At 67.9% G+C, this 21,889-nt stretch carries 11 protein-coding genes; 9 read left to right on the top strand and 2 right to left on the bottom strand.

The features are described from left to right. Window positions 1-63 precede the first annotated feature (63 nt). Window positions 64-1,248, bottom strand: a complete 1,185-nt coding sequence (locus DBV14_RS10905) for an amylo-alpha-1,6-glucosidase (RefSeq protein WP_124459200.1) — start codon at window positions 1,246-1,248, stop codon at window positions 64-66. Window positions 1,249-1,436: 188 nt separating this feature from the next. Here DBV14_RS10905 and DBV14_RS10900 point away from each other — a divergent pair, with 188 nt between their 5' ends. Then, the gene (locus DBV14_RS10900) at window positions 1,437-2,438 is read left to right on the top strand and encodes a PA2169 family four-helix-bundle protein (RefSeq protein ID WP_185545991.1); all 1,002 of its coding nucleotides are present in this window, start codon (window positions 1,437-1,439) and stop codon (window positions 2,436-2,438) included. Between the two features lie 34 nt (window positions 2,439-2,472). Here the strand turns inward: DBV14_RS10900 and DBV14_RS10895 are convergent, their stop codons facing one another. Beyond that, on the bottom strand, window positions 2,473-3,783 hold the full coding sequence (locus DBV14_RS10895) for a phosphatidylserine/phosphatidylglycerophosphate/cardiolipin synthase family protein (protein WP_124459199.1): 1,311 nt from the start codon (window positions 3,781-3,783) through the stop codon (window positions 2,473-2,475). 269 nt (window positions 3,784-4,052) lie between these two features. Between DBV14_RS10895 and DBV14_RS10890 the strand changes: the two genes are divergently transcribed. The 8 genes from DBV14_RS10890 to DBV14_RS10855 all read left to right on the top strand — a co-directional run bounded on the left by DBV14_RS10890 (window position 4,053) and on the right by DBV14_RS10855 (window position 21,858). Next, window positions 4,053-4,373, top strand: a complete 321-nt coding sequence (locus tag DBV14_RS10890; protein WP_124459198.1) for a hypothetical protein — start codon at window positions 4,053-4,055, stop codon at window positions 4,371-4,373. Between the two features lie 164 nt (window positions 4,374-4,537). Then, on the top strand, window positions 4,538-6,427 hold the full coding sequence (gene glgB, locus DBV14_RS10885; protein ID WP_124459197.1) for a 1,4-alpha-glucan branching protein GlgB: 1,890 nt from the start codon (window positions 4,538-4,540) through the stop codon (window positions 6,425-6,427). Then, window positions 6,427-8,487, top strand: coding sequence for an alpha-1,4-glucan--maltose-1-phosphate maltosyltransferase (locus tag DBV14_RS10880; RefSeq protein WP_124459196.1), 2,061 nt, complete (start codon window positions 6,427-6,429; stop codon window positions 8,485-8,487). The genes glgB and DBV14_RS10880 overlap by 1 nt, the downstream gene beginning before the upstream one ends. Window positions 8,488-8,502: 15 nt before the next feature. Continuing rightward, entirely contained in the window at window positions 8,503-11,820 is a 3,318-nt protein-coding gene (gene treS, locus DBV14_RS10875; protein ID WP_124459195.1) for a maltose alpha-D-glucosyltransferase, read from the top strand. Between the two features lie 70 nt (window positions 11,821-11,890). Beyond that, window positions 11,891-12,664: a hypothetical protein gene (locus tag DBV14_RS10870; RefSeq protein ID WP_124459194.1), complete on the top strand. Its 774-nt coding sequence runs from the start codon at window positions 11,891-11,893 to the stop codon at window positions 12,662-12,664. A gap of 11 nt (window positions 12,665-12,675) precedes the next feature. Beyond that, window positions 12,676-14,841: a glycogen debranching protein GlgX gene (gene glgX, locus DBV14_RS10865; protein WP_124459193.1), complete on the top strand. Its 2,166-nt coding sequence runs from the start codon at window positions 12,676-12,678 to the stop codon at window positions 14,839-14,841. Beyond that, window positions 14,838-16,715, top strand: a complete 1,878-nt coding sequence (gene treZ, locus DBV14_RS10860) for a malto-oligosyltrehalose trehalohydrolase (RefSeq protein WP_124459192.1) — start codon at window positions 14,838-14,840, stop codon at window positions 16,713-16,715. Before glgX ends, treZ begins: the two co-directional genes overlap by 4 nt. Continuing rightward, the gene (locus tag DBV14_RS10855; protein WP_124459191.1) at window positions 16,705-21,858 is read left to right on the top strand and encodes a malto-oligosyltrehalose synthase; all 5,154 of its coding nucleotides are present in this window, start codon (window positions 16,705-16,707) and stop codon (window positions 21,856-21,858) included. The genes treZ and DBV14_RS10855 overlap by 11 nt, the downstream gene beginning before the upstream one ends. Window positions 21,859-21,889: the final 31 nt, after the last annotated feature.

Raw genomic sequence — 21,889 nt, 5'->3', positions numbered from 1 at the left:
CGCGGGGGAAGTACCGAATCGGCTGGCGCGCCGTGACACGCCGGGACATCAATTCACGCTCATTCAGTACACCGCGCCTTCGCGCAGCAGCGCCCGCCTGGCCAGCAGGAAGGTTGCGGCGTTCCAGCTCTGCCCGGCCATTCCCATCGGTGCCAGCGTCCGGCCGTGAAACCACTCGGTGAAGCGCCAGTCGTCCAGCGCGTTCACCTGCGCCAGCCGCGCGAGCTCGGACCACGCCAGCGCGTCCTGCCCCTGCCTGGCCAGTGCCATCACCCAGAAGCCGCCGACAAAGGGCCAGATGCCGCCGTTGTGATACTGGTGCACGCTGTTCTGCTGATGGCGCGCCATGTAGGGCCGCCACAGCTCGTGCTGGCGCGACAGCGGGTGCAGCACCACGCGCACCGGGTAGGGCGTGGACGCACGCGCCTCGCCGATGGTCTGCACGATGCGGCTCGCCATCTCGGTGTCGGCCAGGCCGGCCTGTATGGCCAGCACGTTGCCGAACACATCGCCCTCGTCGCCGACCACCGCCAGGTTGACGAAGCTCAGGTACAGCCCCGGGTCCCGCCGGCCGCGCCGCGCGTAGTGCCGCAGCAGCCGCGCGCGGTGGTATTCCGGCAGGTCGCGCTGGAACGGATTGAACATGTGGTTGAAGTGGTGCTGCGTTTCTTCGGCGTGGTCCAGCGCATAGCGGCGCTTCACGTCGTACCAGAGCGCGTTGCTGTACAGCACGTACCCCGAGCGGGGCATGATGTCGGCCCAGTCGCTGGCCTCGTTCTGCTGCAGCAGCCGGAAGTGCTGGTGCTCCTGCGCCAGCAGCCAGCTGGTTGCGCGGGCCACGCCGTCTTCCCAGTGCGCCGGCCCCACGTTGCCGTGGCGGCGCACGTGGTCCACCGCAATCAGCCACCACAGGGTGGCGTCGATGCAGCCCAGGTACCAGAAGTCCGCGTCCTGTCCCTCGGGGTCGACGTACTTGGGAATCTGTCCGTTGGGCGCCTGCTGCGCCGCCAGCGCATCGAGGCTGGCGACAGCGCCCTGTTCCAGCGCGGGCACGCCGCTGCCGCACATGGCCATCACGCAGATGGCGGCGTCGCGTCCGAAGATGCGCGTGTAGCGCCGTGCCACGGCCGCTTCGGTGCGGCTCGCGGCCAGGATGCCGTGCGGCGTCAGGTTGCTTTCCAGCAGTGCGAGCGAAGCCTGGGAGCAGGTGTCGATCAGCGCGAGCGAAGCGGCGGCTAGGGTCGTCATGAAGAGTGGGAGAGGGCGGTCACTGATGTGCATCGTATGAGATGCGGCCGCAGCCCACCGCAATCATGTGCAACAGGCCCGACTGCGCCTACAGGCGCCCGCGCCCAAGCCCCACGGCGGCGCTTGCGCCACGGCCGCGAGGATGAAGTCTGTTCATTCCACTTCAACCTTTTCTTCAAGGAACCCTCATGGCGAAAGACCAGAACCCCAACAACCCCATCAACCCCATTCATGCATCCGACGATCTCAACCGCGATCCCATCACCGGCGCGCCCGGCGCTCACCCAGTGGGCACCGGCGTCGGCGCCACAGGCGGCGCTGTAGCAGGCGCCGCGGTGGGCGCTGTCGGCGGCCCGGTCGGTGCGGCGGCCGGCCTCGTGCTCGGTGCCGTCGTCGGCGGACTCGGCGGCAAGGCCGTGGCCGAGCGCATCAACCCGACCGCCGAGCACACCTATTGGCAAGGCGCCTATGAGCGCGAGCCCTACTACGAAGCTGGCCGCAGCTACGACGACTACGGCCCCGCCTACGAACTCGGCTGGTCGAGCCGCAGTTCGGCCATGGACGAATTCGCCGCCGTGGAGCCTTCGCTGGCGCGCGAATGGGAAGCGCGCCGGGGCACCTCGTCGCTCGACTGGGAACGCGCGCGTCCGGCCTCGCATGCCGCATGGGAGCGCGCCGAGCGTCTCTATTTCCGCGAGGAAGACACGGCCATTCCCCAGGGCGATGCCTTGTCGAACGACGATGTGGTCGACGTGCTGAACGACCTGCTCGAGAACACCCGCGACGGCGAATACGGCTTTCGCGTCTGCGCGGAAGAAGTGGAAACCAGCCGTTTGAAGGAAGTCTTCGCGTCGCGCGCGGCGCAATGCCAGGCGGCCGCGAGCCAGCTGGTCGAACTCGTCATCACCTACGGCGGCAAGCCGGCGGAAGGCGGAACCGCCACCGGCGCCATGCACCGCGGCTGGGTCCACGTGAAGGGCGCGCTGGGTGCCAACAGCGAGCTGTCGATCCTCGAGGAATGCGAGCGCGGGGAAGACGCGGCCGTGGCCCGCTACCGCAAGGCACTGAAGCAGCAACTGCCCGTGGGCGTGCGCCAGATCCTGCAGGTGCAGGCCCAGGGCGCGCAACGCAACCACGACCAGATTCGCGACCTGCGCAACGCCGCACGCGCCGCCAAGGCGCGCGACTGACGACGAGAGCGACGCGCAACCTGTCGCTTCAGCTTCAGAGCTGAAGCGACAGGGCCGAAGCCAGGTGTTCCATCGCCTTCTCGTGAAGGGGGCGGTTCTTCCAGGCTTCGAGCGTGACGCGCTTCGACTGCTTCAGGTCGGCCTCGAACTGCAGCGTTTCCGCGGCGGCGAAAGCCTCGTCGTAGATGTTCAGGTTGGCCTCGTCGTTCAGGCGGAACGATCGGTTGTCGAAGTTGGTCGAGCCCACCGACACCAGCAAGCCATCGACCACGAACACCTTGCAGTGGAACATCGTCGGCTGGTATTCGCTGATCTGCGCGCCGGCTTCCAGCAGCGGCCCCCAGCCGGCGCGCGAGGCGCCCCGCACCGTCTGCGAATCGATGATCGGCCCCGGCGTGATGATGCGCAGCCGCACGCCGCGCTGCATGGCCGCCACCAGCGCGCCCACGGTCAGGTCGTCGGGCACGAAGTACGCGCTCGACAGGTCGATGGTCCTGGTGGCCGCGGCAATCGAGAGCAGGTACATCAGGTGCATGCTTTCGCTGCCGCCCGATGGCGAGCTGCTGAACACCTGGGCGCGGCCATTGCCCACCGCATGCAGCGCCGGAAAGTAGCGCTCGCCGTGCAGCACGTCGCCCGACACCTTGGTCCAGTTGTCCATGAACACCGCCTGCATCTGCGCCACCACCGGGCCTTCGACCTTGTAGTGCGAGTCGCGCCAATGGTCCGGGTCTTGCGCGTTGCCGGTCCACTCGGGCGCGATGCCCACGCCGCCGGTGAACCCGATGCGCCCGTCGGCCACCAGCAGCTTGCGGTGGGTGCGGTTGTTCATGCGGGCGATGTCGTACCAGGTCGGCTTGTGGAACTTGCGGATCTGCACGCCCGCGGCCTCCATCTCCTTGATGAAGTCGCCATCGACCTTGGCGCTGCCGACCCAGTCGAGCAGCACGTGCACCTTGACCCCGGCCCGCGCGCGCTCCGACAGCGCATCCGCGAACGCGCGGCCGATGTCGCCCGACCAGTAAATATAGGTTTCGAACGTGATGCTCTGTTTCGCGGCGCGAATCGCAGCGAGCATCGGCGCGAAGATGCGGTCGCCGTTGTACAGCGCCTCGAAGCGGTTGCCATCGGTGATGGGCGGGCCGAGCATCACGCCCAGCGTGCGTTGGTACTGCGCGTCGTGCAACGCATAGCTGTGCTGCACCTGCTCGTCGATCTTTTTCTCCGCGCTGCCGAGGTTCAGGACCAGTACCGTGGCTGCAACGGTCAGCACGAAAGTCCAGCCGACGGCCTTGAGAGTGCTTGTTCTTCGGTGCGCTTTTTTGTGGGGGCTTGCGTCGGGCATTACGCCAGCCTCGCCGTCGGCGCTTGCCCGGGGCGTGGGACGGCACCGTGCGCGGTTGAAAGTTGCCGGCGCGACCGTGTGGGCGAGCGGCGTTTTTCTTGCCGGCTTGTAGGAAATGTAGGCAAGTTCCTGCCTGAATTTGCGCACAAATCCATCGCCAGGAAGGCTTGGGAGCGCGCTGAATTTCTCCCGCGCAAAACACCAGCAAAGCGCACAGAGAGCACCCACATCGTCCCGACACGCAGCAACGAAAGGACAAGGAGACAGGCATGGAATTCGAGGGCATCTATTGTTTCGATACTGCGACGGTGCGGTTCGCCGTCTACCCCGACGGGCCCGAAGGGGCGCGCATCGTGGCGCAGATTTCCGAGGAAACCCTGCACGACGAATTCGGCGCGCGCGAGGTGGGCCACCAGTTGCTGGACGCCTGTAAAAGGCACTTCGGCGTGATCGCGCCTGCCGCCATTGCGCGGTACAGGGCCAGTCCCCGCGCGCCGGTCACGCTGACGCATGAAGACTTTTGGGTTCACCGGAGCAGCTCGCCGCCATCGCAGCACGCCGACGCCACTGCCGATGCGATGAACGCTTGAACCGGGCGATACGGGCGATACGGGCAGCTCTCCGACACGCCCCGTCGGCACAGGCCGTAGCCGCGGCTCGGCGCGGCCTTGCAGATTGAAGGCAGGCCATGTGAAGTCCGAAGTCGTTCCTTGAACAACCGTTTCGCTGGCCTTCAAAAACTCAAGGAGCGCCGGTGCCGTTGAACCATTCACTCCAGAGCGAGCGAGACGCTTATCTGTTCCGGGAAGGAACCCATTCCCGCCTGCACGACGTGCTGGGTTGCCATCCGCACCCCGAAGGCGGTGCCCGCTTTGCGGTATGGGCGCCGAATGCCGAATCGGTGTCGGTGGTCGGCGAGTGGAACTACTGGTCGGGCGAAGCCGATCCGCTTTCGCCCAGCCCCGATGGCACGGGCATCTGGCAAGGTCATGCGCCGCAAGCCGCGCTGGGCCAGGCCTACAAGTACCGCATTCGCTCGCACCACGGCGGCTACACGGTCGACAAGGCCGACCCGGTCGCGTTCAGTGCCGAGCCGCCGCCCGCCACGGCCTCGCGCATCTGCGAACTCTCGTACGAATGGGGCGATGCCGAATGGATGGCCACACGCGGCCCGCGCAACGCACTCGATGCGCCGCAGTCGGTCTACGAGGTGCACCTGGGTTCGTGGCGGCGCCGCGACGGCCAGTTCATGGGCTACCGCGACATCGCGCGCCAGCTCGCGGCATACGTGAAAGAGATGGGCTTCACGCACGTGGAGCTGATGCCCGTGACCGAGCATCCGTTCTATGGCTCGTGGGGCTACCAGACCACCGGCTACTTCGCGCCCACCTCGCGCTTCGGCTCGCCGCAAGACTTCATGTACCTCGTCGACCACCTGCACCAGCAGGGCATCGGCGTGCTGCTCGACTGGGTGCCTTCGCACTTTCCGACCGACGAGCACGGGCTGGGCTATTTCGACGGCACGCACCTGTACGAGCATGCCGATCCGCGCCAGGGCTTTCACCCCGAGTGGAGTTCCAGCATCTTCAACTACGGCCGGCCCGAGGTGCGCAGCTTCCTGGTGTCGTCGGGCCTGTTCTGGCTCGACCTCTACCACCTGGACGGCCTGCGCGTGGACGCGGTCGCGTCGATGCTCTACCTGGACTACGCGCGCAAGCACGGCGAGTGGATTCCCAACCGGCATGGCGGCCGCGAGAACCTGGAAGCCATCGATTTCCTGCAGACGCTGAACCGCGCCGTGTACCGCGAGCACCCCGACACCGTCACCGTGGCCGAGGAATCGACCGCATGGCCGCGCGTGTCGCGGCCCACCGACATGGACGGCCTGGGCTTCGGCGAGAAATGGAACATGGGCTGGATGCACGACACGCTGGCCTACATGAAGGAAGACCCGGTCAATCGCAAGCACCACCACCACAAGCTGACCTTCTCGCTGGTGTATGCCTTCCACGAGAACTTCGTGTTGCCGCTTTCGCACGACGAAGTGGTGCACGGCAAGGGCTCGCTCATCAACAAGATGCCGGGCGATGCATGGCAGCAGTTCGCCAACCTGCGGGCGCTGTACGGCTTCATGTGGGCGCACCCGGGCAAGAAGCTGCTGTTCATGGGCGGCGAGTTCGGCCAGCGCCGCGAGTGGACGCACGACGGCGAGCTCGAGTGGTGGGTGTGCGAGCAGGAAGGCCATGGCGGGCTGCAGCGCCTGGTGGCCCAGCTCAACCGCGTCTACCGCGGTGCGCCCGCATTGCATCAGCTCGACTTTTCGTCCTCGGGGTTCGAATGGGTCGCGGCCGACGAGGCCGACACCAGCGTGTTCGCGTTCCTGCGCAAGGCCGCCGATGGCAGTCCGCCGCTGCTCGTGGTGAGCAACATGACCCCGGTGCCGCGCACCAACTACCTGGTGGGCGTGCCGCTGGCCGGCCACTGGCGCGAGCTGATCAACACCGACGCCGCGGAGTTCGGCGGCGCGGGCTGGGGCAATTTCGGGGGCGTCGAAGCGGCGCCCGTGCGTTCCCACGGACACAGGCAATCGGTGTGCATCACCTTGCCCCCGCTGTCCACGCTGATCCTGGAGCACCGTCCCTGATGAAGAACATTTTCTCGACGAAGACAACGCCCTCCGGGGCCACGGCCGGGCCCGGCATCGAAGCCGGCAACGGCGCCGTCCGCGCGGTCATCGACGCGGTGCTCCCGTGCGTGGACAACGGCCGCTTTCCCGTGAAGTGCGTGGCCGGCGAACGCGTGGCGGTGCGGGCCCATTGCTTCACCGATGGGCACGACGTGCTGCGCGTGCAACTGTGCTGGCGCGCCCATGAGCAAGCGGCTTTCCGCGAAGTGCCGATGAAGCCGCTGGGCAACGACGTGTGGGAGGCCGCATTCGCGCCACCGTCGCTGGGCCGCTACGTCTATACCGTGGAGGCTTGGGTCGACCCTTTCGAATCGTGGCGCAGCGAGATGACGCGCCGTGTCGACCCCGACGACGTGCGCATTGCCGCGCAGGTCGGCGCGCTCGAAATTGCCGCCGCCGCCGCGCGCGCCGAGGGAACCGACCGCACCGCGCTGCAGCGCTGGGCCACGGAGCTCGACGCCACGGCGGCCACGCCGGCGGCCGACGTCACGTCGCTGAAGGCGCTGGCGCTCGACGACGAGTACGCCGGACTGGCGCGACGCCATCCCGACCGCCGGCATGCGGTGCGCCACCCCATCGAGCTGCCGCTGGTGGCCGACCGCGAGCGCGCGCGCTTCAGCACCTGGTACGAGCTTTTTCCGCGTTCGGCCGGTGCCGAGCCCGGCGTGCACGGCACCTTCAAGGACGTGGAGGCGCGCCTGCCGGCCATCGCCGCCATGGGCTTCGACGTGCTTTACTTTCCGCCGATTCACCCCGTGGGCCGCATGCAGCGCAAGGGGCCGAACAACGCGCTGCAGGCCGGGCCCGAAGACGTGGGCAGCCCGTGGGCCATCGGCGCGGCAGAAGGCGGCCACAAGTCGATTCTTCCGGCGCTCGGCACCGAGGAAGACTTTCGCCACCTGGTGGCCAGCGCCGCCGCGCACGGCCTGGAAATAGCGCTCGACATCGCCTTCCAATGCGCACCCGACCACCCGTATGTGAAGGCGCATCCCGACTGGTTCCGCTGGCGCCCCGACGGCACCGTGCAGTACGCCGAGAACCCGCCCAAGAAGTACCAGGACATCTACCCCTTCAACTTCGAGTGCGACGACTGGCGCGGCCTCTGGGCGGAGCTCAAGAGTGTGTTCGACCACTGGATCGGGGAGGGCGTGCGCATCTTCCGCGTCGACAACCCGCACACCAAGGCCTTTCCGTTCTGGGAGTGGGCCATTGGCGAAGTGAAGCGCGAGCACCCCGACGCGATCTTCCTGGCCGAAGCCTTCACGCGGCCGAAGGTGATGCACCGGCTTGCCAAGCTGGGCTTCTCGCAGTCGTACACCTACTTCACCTGGCGCAACACCAAGGCCGAGCTGGAGGAATATTTCACCGAGCTTTCCAGCGGGCCCGGCATCGACTACTTCCGCCCCAACGCCTGGCCCAACACGCCCGACATCCTGCACGAGCAGTTGCAGACCGGCGAGCCCGCCGTGTACATGGCGCGGCTGGTGCTGGCCGCCACGCTGGCCGCCAACTACGGCATCTACGGGCCGGCCTACGAACTGCGCGAGCACCTGCCGCGCGGGGCGGGCAGCGAGGAATACCTCGACTCCGAAAAGTACCAGCTGCGCCACTGGAACCACGACGACCCCGCGAGCCTGGCCCCGTTCATCGCCCGCGTGAACCGCATCCGCCACGAGAACCCCGCGCTGCAGTGGGACAGGGGCCTGCGCTTCCTGCACATCGACAACGACCAACTGCTGGCCTATGCCAAGGAATCGCCGGACGGCCAGAACGTGATCGTCACCGTGGTCAACCTCGACCCGCACACGCCGCAGTCGGGCTGGCTGGGCCTGGAGCCCACGAGCATCGGGGTGAAGGACGGCCGCGCATTCCAGATGCATGACCTGCTGAGCGGCCAGCGCTTCACCTGGCAGGGCGACTGGCACTACGTGCGGCTCGACCCCCACAGCGTGCCCGCGCACATCTTCGTGGTCCGTCGCCGGCATGGCGACGAGCGCGACTTCGACTACTTCCTCTGAGAAGGTCTTCCGCCCATGAATGCACCCGTTTCCCACATCGCGCTTGAAACCGTCGAGATCGACAACAGCGACGATCCGCTGTGGTACCGCGACGCGGTGATCTACCAGCTCAACGTGAAAGCCTTCTTCGACTCCAACAACGACGGCATGGGCGACTTCCAGGGCGTGACCGCGAAGCTCGACTACGTGAAGGAGCTGGGCGTCAACACCATCTGGCTGATGCCGTTCTATCCGTCGCCGTTGCGCGACGACGGCTACGACATCTCCGAGTACGAAGACGTGCACCCGCAGTACGGCACGCTCGACGACTTCCGCGAGATGCTGGCCGAAGCGCACAAGCGCGGCCTGCGCGTGATTACCGAGCTGGTCATCAACCACACCTCGAACGAACACCCGTGGTTCAAGGCCGCGCGGCTGGCGCCGCCCGGCTCGCCCGAGCGCGACTTCTACGTGTGGAGCGACACCGACCAGCTCTACCAGGGCACGCGCATCATCTTCACCGACACCGAGACCTCGAACTGGACCTGGGACCCGGTGGCCAAGCAGTACTTCTGGCACCGCTTCTTCAGCCACCAGCCCGACCTGAACTTCGACAACCCGAAGGTCATGGAAGCCATTCTGAAGACCATGAGGTTCTGGCTCGACATGGGCGTGGACGGCTTTCGCCTCGACGCCATTCCCTACCTGGTGGAGCGCGACGGCACCAGCAACGAGAACCTGCCCGAGACCCATGCGGTGATCAAGCAGCTGCGCGCCGCCATCGACGCGCAGTACAAGAACCGCTTCCTGCTGGCCGAGGCCAACATGTGGCCTGAAGACGTGCGCGAATATTTCGGCGATGGCGACGAGTGCCACATGGCGTATCACTTCCCGCTGATGCCGCGCATGTACATGGCCATCGCGCAGGAAGACCGGCACCCCATCGTGGAAATCATGGCGCAGACGCCCGACATTCCAGAGGGCTGCCAGTGGGCGATTTTCTTGCGCAACCACGACGAGCTCACGCTCGAGATGGTCACCAGCAAGGAGCGCGACTACATGTACACCATGTATGCCGCCGACATGCGCGCGCGCATCAACCTGGGCATTCGCCGGCGCCTGGCGCCGCTGATGGAAAACGACCTTGATCGCGTGAAGCTCATGAACGGCATGCTGCTGTCGATGCCGGGCTCGCCCATCATCTATTACGGCGACGAGATCGGCATGGGCGACAACGTGTTCGTGGGCGACCGCAACGGCGTGCGCACGCCCATGCAGTGGAGCCCCGACCGCAACGCCGGCTTTTCGCGCGCCGACCCGCAGCGCCTGTACCTGCAGCCCATCATGGATGCGATGTTCGGCTACGAGGCACTGAACGTCGAGACGCAGGCACGCGACAGCAGCTCGTTGCTGAACTGGACCAAGCGCATGCTCGCCGTGCGCAAGACCAGCCATGCCTTCGGACGCGGCAAGCGGCGCTTTCTGAAGCCGGGCAACCGCAAGATCCTGGCGTACCTGAGCGAGCACGACGGCGACGTGATCCTCGCGGTGTTCAACCTCTCGCGTGCCGCGCAGCCGGTGGAGCTCGACCTGTCGGAGTTCAAGGGCTTCGTGCCCATCGAGATGCTCGGCCGCGCGCCGTTTCCGCCCATCGGCGAGCTGCCGTACCTGCTCACGCTGGCCTCGTACGGCTTCTACTGGTTCAAGCTCACGGCCGAGGCCGATGCGCCCAGCTGGCACGAGCAGGGCGTGGCGCTGCAGGAGTGGCCCACGCTGGTGCTGTTCGATGGCTGGACCAGCTTTTTCCGCGACCGCGTGATGCCGTGGCGCATCGGCATGTCAGAGCGCATGCGCAACCAGTTCGAGCTGGAAACGCTGCCACGCCACATCGAGATCCAGCGCTGGTATGCCTCCAAGGGCACGGCCATCAAAAGAGCAAGACTGGTCGACCACGCCGTGTGGGAGGCCAACGGCCAGAGCTGGCTGCTGCCGGTGCTCGACCTCGACCTGGACGGCGCACCCGCCGGCGCCACGTACTTCATGCCGCTCGCGCTGGCCTGGGAAGAGCGCGACGAAGAGCGCATGGCCGGCGTGGCCCAGGCCGCGCTCGCCAAGGTGCGGCAGCAGGCGCAGGTCGGGTTGATGGGCGACGCCTTCTACGACGAGGCCTTCTGCCGCGAGCTGGTGCGCGCCATCGGCAATGGCGCCGAGCTGCCCACGGCCAACGGCAAGCTGGTCTTCAGGCCCACGGCCGCCTTTGCGGGCATGGCGCTCGACATCGATGCCTTGCTGGTCGGTCGGCCCAGCGGCGTGAGCAGCAACACCGTGGTCACGCTGAACGAAACCCTGTTCCTCAAGGGCTACCGCCACGTGCGCGAGGGCATCAACCCCGAGCTGGAGATGGGTCGCTTCCTGACCGAGGTGGCGCGCTACCCGCATTGCGTGCCGGTGCTCGGCGCGCTGGAGTACATGACCCACGACGGCCGCACCATGACGCTGGCCATGGTGCAAAGCTACATGGCCAACCAGGGCGATGGCTGGGACTACACGCTAGGCTACCTGGAGCGCTTTCTGCGCGACGTGGCCACCACCGACGGCACCGCCTTCGACGGCCCCGAGGTGTCGGCTGTGCATGGCGGCTTCCTGGCGCTCATGGCCACGCTGGGCCGGCGCACGGCCGAGCTGCACCAGGCGCTTGCCACGCGCACCGGTGCCGCGGCCTTCGACCCCGAACCGTTGGCCGCCGCCGACTTTGCCGGCTTCAAGACGCACGCCGCCAACGACGCCACGGCCACGCTGGCGCTGCTGCGCGAGCGCTTCGAACTGTTGCCGCCCGCGGTGCAGGCCGATGCCCGCACGCTGCTCGACGCGGCCGCCACGCTGCAGGCCGGCATCGAGGCGCGCCGGCCGGCCGAAGGCAGCGGCATCAAGACGCGCTACCACGGCGACTTTCACCTGGGCCAGGTGCTGGTGAAGGACAACGACTTCGTCATCATCGACTTTGAAGGCGAGCCCGCGCGCGGCTTCGAGGAGCGCCGCACCAAGAGCTCGCCGCTGCGCGACGTGGCGGGCATGCTGCGTTCGTTCAACTACGCCCGCTGGTCGGCATTGCGCCGCGTGGCGCAGAGCCCCGACGAAGCCGAGCGGCTGGCCGCGCCGGCCATTGCCTGGGAGCAGGCCACGCGCGAGGCCTTCCTGGGCGGCTACGGGGCCGCCGTCGATACCGAGCTGCTTGCCCTGTTCGAGCTTGAGAAGGCGCTGTATGAGCTGCGCTACGAGCTCAACAACCGCATCGACTGGGCGCAGGTGCCGCTGCATGGCGTGCTCGCGCTGATCCAGCCGCGCCGCGCCTGACGCTCTCACGCCAACGTCGTCAAACGCCGCCCAAGCCGCTATCGCTGCAACCTCACTGGAAGACAACACCATGGAAAATTTCGGCATTCACCTGGAGCCGCTGCGCGCCATCCTCTACCAGGTCGGCGCTTTCATCCCGCGCCTGTTGATCGGGGTGGTGGTGGTCGTCGTCGGCTGGCTCATCGCGAAGGCAGCGCGCTTCGCGGTGACCAAGGCCTTGCGCGCCATCAACTTCAACGTGCTGACCGAGCGCGCGGGGCTGGACAACTTCTTGCGCCAGGGCGGGCTGGCGGGCGACACCAGCAGCCTGTTCGGCATCCTTACCTACTGGCTGGTGATCCTGGCTTCGCTGCTCATTGCCTTCAACGGCATGGGGCTGAGCTACATCGCCGACCTGCTGGGGCGCATCGTGTGGTTTGTGCCGAACGTGTTCGTGGCGCTGCTGGTGCTGGCCTTCGGCTCGTACTTCGCGCGCTTCGTGGGCGAGGCGGTGGGCAGCTATTTCCGTGGCGTGAAGATGCAGGACGCGGCGCTCTTCGGCAAGGTCGCGCAGTACGCGGTCATGGCCTTCGTGATCCTGATTGCGCTCGACCAGATCAAGGTGGGCGGCGACATCGTGCGCGAAAGCTTCCTGGTGATCCTGGCGGGCGTGGTTTTTGCGTTGGCCCTGGCATTCGGGCTGGCCGGCAAGGACTGGGCCAAGGCCCAGATCGAGCGCTGGTGGCCCCGTCAGCTCAAGGATGGAAGGGCAATGCCTCCGGCACAACCGCAGCCACCCGGCGTGACCACCGTGGGCACGCCACCGCACCCCACGCGATTCGACAACGACCGTCCTCCCCGCTGAACTGCACCTGAATGACACAACAGAAAACCAATCCGTCCATTACCGCCGTCTGGCCCGGCCGGCCTTACCCGCGCGGTGCCACGTGGGATGGCGCGGGCGTCAACTTCGCGCTTTTCTCGCAGCACGCCGACAAGGTGGAGCTGTGCCTGTTCGACGAGCGCGGCCGCCACGAGTTGCAGCGCATTGCGCTGCGCGAGCGCACCGACGGCGTGTGGCATTGCTACCTGCCCGAGGCGCGCCCCGGCCAGGCCTACGGCTACCGCGTGCACGGCCCCTACAAGCCCGAAGAGGGGCACCGCTTCAATGCCCACAAGCTGCTGGTCGATCCGTACGCCAAGGACCTGGTGGGCGATCTGCGCTGGGGCGACGCGCTCTACGGCTACACGGTCGGCAGCAAGCGCGAAGACCTGTCGTTCGACCGCCGCGACAGCGCGCCGCTGATGCCCAAGGGCCGCGTGCTCGAAACCGCCTTCACCTGGGGCGACGACCGCCGCCCCTCGGTGCCGTGGCAGGACATGGTGATCTACGAGATGCACGTGCGCGGCTTCACCATGACGCACCCCGACGTGCCGCCCGGCCTGCGCGGCACCTATGCGGCGCTGGGCTGCGCGCCGGTGGTCGACTACCTCAAGCGCCTGGGCGTGACCACGGTCGAGCTGCTGCCCGTGCACAGCTTCCTGAACGACCGGCACCTGGCCGAGAAGGGCCTGCAGAACTACTGGGGCTACAACACGCTGGCCTACTTCGCCCCCGAAATGCGCTACAGCGCCTCGGGCAAGGTGAAGGAGTTCAAGACCATGGTCAAGACGCTGCACGCCGCCGGCATCGAGGTGATTCTCGACGTGGTCTACAACCATACCTGCGAAGGCAACCAGCTCGGGCCCACGCTGTCGATGCGCGGCGTGGACAACGCCTCGTACTACATCGCCAACGCCGAGAACCGCCGCTACTACGACGACTTCACGGGGTGCGGCAACACCGTGAACCTGGAGCATCCGCATGCGCTGCAACTGGTGATGGACTCGCTGCGCTACTGGGCCGAGGAAATGCACGTCGACGGCTTTCGCTTCGACCTGGCCTCTGCGCTGGCACGCGAGGCCGGCAAGGTCGAGAACCTGGGCGGCTTCTTCGATGCGATCCGGCAAGACCCGACACTCAACCGCGTGAAGCTCATCGCCGAGCCCTGGGATCTGGGCCACGGCGGCTACCAGGTCGGCAATTTCCCGCTGGGCTGGGCCGAGTGGAACGACCAGTACCGCGACGGCCTGCGCGGCTTCTGGAAGGGCGACGGCGGGCTCATCGGCGAGGTGGCCAAGCGCGTGACCGGCTCCGAAGACCTGTACGGCTGGTCGGGCAAGCGGCCCAGCGCCAGCATCAACTTCGTGACCGCGCACGACGGCTTCACGCTGCACGACCTGGTGTCTTACAACGACAAGCACAACGAAGCCAACGGCGAGGACAACCGCGACGGCAACAGCCACAACGTGTCGTGGAACTGTGGCGTCGAGGGGCCGACCGACGACCCCGAGGTGGTCACCCTGCGCGAGCGCCAGAAGCGCAACCTGCTGGCCACTCTGCTGCTCTCGCAGGGCGTGCCGATGCTGCTGGCCGGCGACGAGCGCGGCCACACGCAGCAGGGCAACAACAACGTCTATTGCCAGGACAACGAACTCGGCTGGCTCGACTGGACGCCCACGCCCGAGCGGCTGGCACTCGCAACCTTCGTCGGCCGCATGATCGCGCTGCGCCGGGCCCATCCGTCGTTCCGGCGCCGCACCTTCTTCGCGGGCAAGCCGGCCGAAGGCGAAACCGTGACCGACGTGTACTGGCTCAAGCCCGACGGTGCCGAAATGCAGCCCGAAGACTGGAACGACAGCAACGCGCGCTGCATCGCCATGTACATCCCCGGCGGCGGTATTGCCGACCATGGCTCGCGCGGCGAGGTGCAGCACGACGACGATTTTTTGGTGCTGCTGAATGCCCACCACGACGAGATCGCCTTCACGCTGCCGCCGATGCCGCATGGCGCGTGGCGCCTGCTGGTCGACACCGCCAGCAGCACGCCGCCGCACGCCGCCGAAGACGCGGCCGCGCTGGCGCCCGCATGGACCGAGAGCAGCTACCCGCTGCAATGCCGCTCGCTCGTGGTGCTGAGCCGGCCGGACGTGCGGCCATGACGGCCCGCTCGCATCGCATGCCGTTCGGCGCCACCGTGCTGGCGCAAGGCGGGCAGGGCGTGGAATTCGCGCTCTGGGCGCCGTCGGCTGAAACCATCGTGCTCGAACACCGCGCGGTGGGCAGCGAGCCCGCATCGCTGCCGATGCCCCGCGATGCGCAGGGCTGGCACCGGCTGACCGTACCCGAGGCCGCGCATGGCGACAGCTACAGCTACCGCCTGTCCGATGGCACGCGCGTGCCCGACCCGGCCTCGCGCTTCAACCCCGGCGACGTGCACGGGCCGAGCGTGGTGATGGACCCCCGGCGCTTCGAATGGACCGACGACGCATGGCGCGGCCGCCCATGGGAAGAAGCCGTGGTGTACGAACTGCATGTGGGCGCCTTCACCGAGGAAGGGAGCTTCAATGCCGCGCGCGAAAGGCTGGCCGCGCTGGCCGAGCTGGGCGTGACCGCCATCGAGCTCATGCCACTCGCGGATTTTCCGGGACAGCGCAACTGGGGTTACGACGGCGTGCTGCAGTTCGCGCCCGATGCCTCGTACGGCACGCCCGACGCGCTGAAGGCGCTGGTGAACACCGCGCATTCGCTCGGCTTGATGGTGCTGCTCGACGTGGTCTACAACCACTTCGGCCCGGAGGGCAACTACCTGCACGCGTACTGCCCCGAGTTCTTCAACGCCGGGCACCGCACGCCATGGGGCTCGGCCATCAACTTCGATGGGCCGGGTTCGCGCACGGTGCGCGATTTCTTCGTTCACAACGCGCTCTACTGGATGGAGGAATTTCGTTTCGACGGCCTGCGCATGGACGCCATCCACGCCATTCACGACGAGACGCAGCCGCACATCGTGCGCGAGATCCGCGAGGCGCTCGACGCCGGCCCGGCGCGCGAACGCCATGTGCACCTGGTGCTGGAGAACGACACCAACCAGGCCTCGATGCTGATGCGCGACGGCAAGGGCCTGCCCGTGGCGGGCACGGCGCAGTGGAACGACGACCTGCACCACGCGGTGCACGTGCTGGCCACCGGCGAACGCGACGGCTACTACGCCGACTATGCCGACGACCCGGTGCGCCGCTTCGCGCTGGCATTGGCCGAAGGCTTCATCTACCAGGGGCAGCCATCGCCGTTCCGCCATGGCGAGCGGCGCGGCGAGCCCAGCACGCGGCTGCCGCCGCCAGCTTTCGTGTCGTTCCTGCAGACCCACGACCAGGTCGGCAACCGTGCTTTTGGCGAGCGCATCCATCCGCTGGGCGATCCGTTGCTGGTGCGCGCGGCCATGGCCTGCCTGCTGCTGTCGCCGCACGTGCCGATGCTGTTCATGGGCGACGAGTTCGCGGCTTCCACGCCTTTCCAGTATTTCTGCGACTTCGGGCCGGAGCTGGCGGCGGCGGTGTCGGAAGGGCGGCGCTCGGAGTTCGGCGGCTTTGCGGCGTTTGCCGACGAAGCCGCCCGCGCGCGCATTCCCGATCCGAATGCCGAGGCGACCTTCCTGGCGTCGAAGCTGCGCTGGCGCGAGCGTGGCACGCGCGCGCACTTTTCAAGGCTCTGCGAGGTGCAGCAACTGCTGTCGCTGCGCCACCGTTTCATCGTCCCGCATCTGGCCGGCATGGCCGGCGCGGGCATCTACCGCTGCGACAACGACATGCTCCAGGTGCAATGGGATCTAGGTCCATCGAAAGAAGGCGAAGGTGACGGTGCATTGGCGCCGCGGCTGCACATGCTCGCGTATTTCGGAGCGCAGCCGGCGGAGGGCATTGCATTGCCGCCCGGCGAACTTGTCTACAGCGACGGGGCGAGCGAACACGTTGGCAGCCTGCGCCTGGCGCGCGGTGCGGTGCGCGTGACGCTGGAGGCGCTGCATGGTGGATGACCATGGCCCCGTCACCGGCGACCTGGCCCGGCTGTGCGAGCACTTCGGCATTGCCACGGGGTACTTCGATGCGTTTGGCGCACGGCGCGAAGCGTCGGCGCGGAGCCTGATCGCGCTGCTGGCCGAGTTCGGCGTTCAGCTCCAGCACCTGACCGATGTCGGCCCCGCGCTCGAAGCGGCACGCCGCGCGCGCTGGGCCGAGGCGCTGCCGCCGGTGCACGTCGTGCAGGCATCGAATGCCGCGTGGTCGCTGCCGTTGCGGTTGCCACCGTCGATGCACCGGATTCGCTGGCGGCTCAGCGACGAGCAGGGGCGGGAGCAGGGCGGGGAAGTCGACGCCGGTTCGCTGCCTGAGACGGATCGCCGTGAAACAGACGGCGTCGTGCTGTGCGAGCGCGTCTTGCCGATGCCGTTGGCGCTCGAAGCCGGCTACCACCGCTTGCGCGTCGAAGGCCTGCGCGGCGAAACGCTGGTCATTGCCTCGCACGGCCGTTGCTACCGGCCGCCCGCCGTGCGCGATGGCGGCCGCGTCTGGGGCACGGCGGTGCAGCTGTACAGCCTGCGCTCGCCGCGCAACTGGGGCATCGGCGACTTCAGCGATCTTGAAGAGTTGGCTGTGCGCATGGCGGCGCAGGGCGCGGACATCATCGGCCTGAACCCGCTGCATGCGCTGTTCGCCAGCACGCCATTGCACACCAGCCCGTACAGCCCGTCGTCCCGCCAGCAGCTCGACGTGCTCTACATCGACGTGGAGGCGGTCGAAGGTTTCGCGGCTTGCACCGCGGCCCGCGAGCGCGTGCATTCGCCCGGTTTCCAGGCGCGGCTCGCGGCCTTGCGGGCCACGCCGCTGGTGGATTACGCCGGTGTTGCGGCAGCGAAATTCGAAGTGCTCGAATTGCTGTTCGAACATTTCTGCGCGCAGCACCTGCCTGCGGAAGGCGCGCCCGACGAAGCGGGCAGGGCGTTCATGGCCTTCGTCGCGGAGCGCGGCGAAGCCTTGCGGCAGCATGCCGTTTTCGAGGCGCTGCTAGCACACTTCCTGGCCACCGAAGGCGGTGCATGGGACTGGCATGCGTGGCCCAACCCCTACCGCGACCCCGACTCGGCCGAAGTGACCGCATTCGCGATAGCGCATGCGCAGCGCGTGCTGTTCCACCAGTACCTGCAGTGGCTGGCCATGCGTCAACTGGCGCATGCCGCCGCGCGCTGCGAGGCGCTGGGCATGGGCGTGGGCCTGTACGTGGACCTGGCGGTGTCGGTCGACCGCGCCGGCTCCGATGCGTGGTCGTTGCAGCAGGGCTTTGCGGATGGCGCCAGCGTCGGCGCACCGCCGGACGAGTTCAACCCCGCCGGCCAGCGCTGGGGCCTGCCGCCGCTGCGGCCCGACCGCCTGCGCGCGGACGGCTACCGCTTCTTCATCGATACGCTGCGCGCCAGCATGCGCGGCGCGGGTGCGTTGCGCATCGACCATGTGATGGGGTTGATGCGCCTGTTCTGGATTCCGCAGGGCCACGGTGCGAAAGACGGCGCCTACGTCTACTACCCTCTCGACGAGATGCTCGCCATCGTGGCGATCGAAAGCCACCGGCACCGCTGCATGGTGGTGGGCGAAGACCTGGGCACGGTCGAAGACGCGGTGCGCGACGCGCTGGCAAAGGCCGATGTGCTGTCTTACCGCCTGCTGTATTTCGAGAAACAGCCCGGCGGCGGATTCAAGCCGCCCGAGGCGTACCCGCCCGCCGCGCTGGTGGCCATCAGCACGCACGACCTGGCAACTTTCGCGGGCTGGTGGACCGCCAACGACCTTCGCGAGCGCTTGGCGCTGGGCCTGTTCCCCGACCCGGCCATCTTCGACAAGCAGCTGATGGACCGCGTGCAGGAGCGCATCGAGCTGATGCAGGCCATGCAGCAGGCCGGCCTGCTGTCGCGCGAAGAGGTGGCGCAGGCCGCGGGCCTGGCCCTGCCGTCGGCCCGCGTCGTGGAGGCGGTGCACGCCTTCCTGGCCGCTGCGCCGTCAGCGCTGATGATGGTCCAGCTGGAAGACGTGGCCGGCGTGGTGGCGCAGGCCAACATGCCCGGCACGGTGGACGAGCACCCGAACTGGCGGCGCAAGCTGCCGCTGACCGTGGCGGCGCTGGCCGATGGCGAACGCATGCATGGCCTGGGGGAAGCGCTGCGCGCGGCCCGGCCGCACCGCGTTGCCGAATCCGCGGAAAGCACCGCTGCGCCCGCGGACCTGCACACCCGCGTGCCGCGCGCCACCTACCGGCTGCAGTTTCACAAGGACTTCGGCTTCGACGATGCGATTCGCGTGCTGCCCTACCTGGCGCAACTGGGCGTGAGCCATGTGTACTGCTCGCCGATTCAGCGCGCCCGCGCGGGCAGCATGCACGGCTACGACGTGGTGGCGCATGCGCAGATCAACCCCGAGCTGGGCGGCGAAGAAGGCTTTGCGCGCTTCGTCGCCGCGCTGAAGGCCCACGGCCTGGGCCAGTTGCTGGACATGGTGCCCAACCACATGGGCGTGTTCGGCGCCGACAACGCCTGGTGGATGGACGTGCTGGAGAACGGCCCCGCCTCGCTGTTCGCGCAGCACTTCGACATCGACTGGCAGCCGCTCAACGTCGAGCTGACAGGCAAGGTGCTGCTGCCCGTGCTGGGCGTGCACTACGGCGAGGCGCTGGAAAACGGCGAGCTGATGCTGCACTTCGAAAGCGAGACCGGCAGCTTTGCCATCCGCTATTTCGACCATCGCTTTCCGCTCGCGCCCGAAAGCTATCCCGTGGTGCTCGCGCGGGCGCTGGAGCGGATGGGCGATGCGGAAGCCTCCGCTGGGCTGGCGAGCCTGGCCACCGCTTTCGGCCACCTGCCGGGGCGGGGCACGGCGTCTCCCCGGGAGCTTGCGGAGCGCGTGCGCGACAAGGAGCTGCTCAAGGCCCGGCTCGCACAGCTGGCCCAACGACACGCCTCCGTCGCGCAAGCGCTCATGGCGTCGGTGGCGGAGCTGAACCTGGTGTCGCCCGAAGCCCGCGACGCGCTGCACCGGCTGATCGAAGTGCAGGCCTTCAGGCTCGCGCACTGGCGCGTGGCGGCGGACGAGATCAACTACCGCCGCTTCTTCGACATCAACGACCTTGCGGCCGTGCGCATCGAGCGCGACGAAGTGTTCGAGGCCACGCAGGCTTTTGCGCTGGACCTTGCCGCGGCGGGCGTGGTAGACGGCCTGCGCATCGACCACCCCGACGGCCTCTACGACCCGGCCGGCTACTTCCGCAAGCTGCAGGAAGGCTACGCAGCGCGCGCCGGGCTGGTGCTGCCCGCGCCGGACGCGAACGGCCGCCCCGCGCGGCCGCTGTACGTGGTGGCCGAGAAGATCGCCGGTGCGCACGAGGAAGTGCCTGAGAGCTGGCACGTGCACGGCACCACCGGCTACCGGTTTGCCAACGTGGCCAACGGCGTGCTCGTCGACACCACGGCCGAGGCGGACATCGTGCATGCCTGGCAGCGCTTCACCGGCGAGGTGCACGACTTTGCCGAGGTGGCGCGCGCGGGCCGGCGCGACGTGATGCGCACCGCGCTGTCGTCCGAGCTGAACGTGCTGTCCACCGAGTTGCTGCGCATTGCCCGGGCCGACCGCAGCACGCGCGACTACACGCTCAACGCGCTGCGCCGGGCGCTGGCCGGCGTGGCCGCGTGCATGCCCGTGTACCGCACCTACATCGTCGATGCGCCTTCGCCGCAGGACGCACGCTTCATCGACGAGGCCGCCGACGAAGCCGCGCGGCAGAGCGCCGATGCCGACCGGTCGATTTTCGGTTTCGTGCGCAGCGCGCTGCGCGGGGAGGCCGTGGCCTCGGCCTCGCCGGCACTGGCCGAGCGGGTGCGCCGCTTCGCGTTGCGCTTCCAGCAGTTCAGCGCGCCGGTGGCGGCCAAGGGCGTGGAAGACACGGCGTTCTACCGCTACTTTCCGCTCAGCGCACTCAACGAGGTGGGCGGCGAGCCCGACCTGTTCGGCATCGGGGTCGGGCAGTTTCACGCGCTCAGTGCCGACCGCGCGCTGCGCTGGCCGCACACCATGCTCGCCACCTCGACGCACGACAACAAGCGCTCGGAAGACGTGCGCAACCGGATCGACGTGCTCTCCGAAATTCCCAAGGAGTGGATGGAGGCGCTGACGCGCTGGCACGGCCTGTGCCGTGGCACGCGCAAGAAGCTGCCGGGCGGCGAGGCGCCGTCGCGCACCGACGAATACCTGCTGTACCAGACCCTGCTGGGCAGCCTGCCGCTGGGCGGGCTCGACGCCGGCACCGCGCCGGCCTATGCCGACCGCATCTGGCAGTACATGCAGAAGGCCGCGCGCGAGGCCAAGCTGCGCACGCGCTGGTCGCATCCCGACACCGACTACGAAGCCGCACTGGAGAGTTTCGTGCGCGATGTTCTGGCCGGGGTGGAAGAGGGCAGGGGCACCTGTCTTTCGGACATCCAGCGGCTGGCCGACAGGCTGGCCTGGTTCGGTGCCTGGAACAGCCTGACGCTCACGCTGCTGAAATACGCCTCGCCCGGCGTGCCCGATCTCTACCAGGGCAGCGAGCTCATCGAACTGAGCCTGGTCGACCCGGACAACCGGCGCCCGGTGGACTACGGCCTGCGCCAGCAGCAGCTGGCCGCGTTGCAGGCGATGGCTGGGGCGCCTGGCCTTGCCGAGCGGGTGCGGTCGATGGTCGAGGCGCCGCACGATGGCAGCGCCAAGCTCTGGTTCATCTGGCGCCTGCTGTCGTTGCGGCGCGAGCAGCCCCTGCTGTTTCGCGACGGCAGCTACGAGCCGCTGGTGGTCGAAGGGCCTGCTGCGAAGCACGTCGTGGCCTTTGCGCGCAGGCACGAGAGTCAGATGCTCGTGGTGGTGGCGGGCCGGTTGTTCGTCGGGCTTTCACCGCAGGGAGCGGAAGGTGGCGCGGTCGCGGCGCTGCCCGATGGGGCAAGCTGGCGTGGCACGACGCTGCGCCTGCCCCAGGATGTTCGCGCGGTGGTGTTCGAGGAGCTGCTGACGGGGGAATCGCTGCCGATCGATGGCGGCGAGGTTCCGTTGGCCGACGCATTGCGGCGCATGCCCTGGGCGGTTTTTTACGTCCGCACCTTGTCTTGAAGACGGGTGGCCCGGCTGGAGCGTAAAAAGC

The organism is Variovorax sp. KBW07, assembly GCF_003852515.1.
In the GTDB taxonomy this organism is placed as follows: Bacteria; Pseudomonadota; Gammaproteobacteria; order Burkholderiales; family Burkholderiaceae_C; genus Variovorax.
Note: the sequence above shows the minus strand (reverse complement) of the source record. Positions and strands in the feature narration are given on the sequence as shown.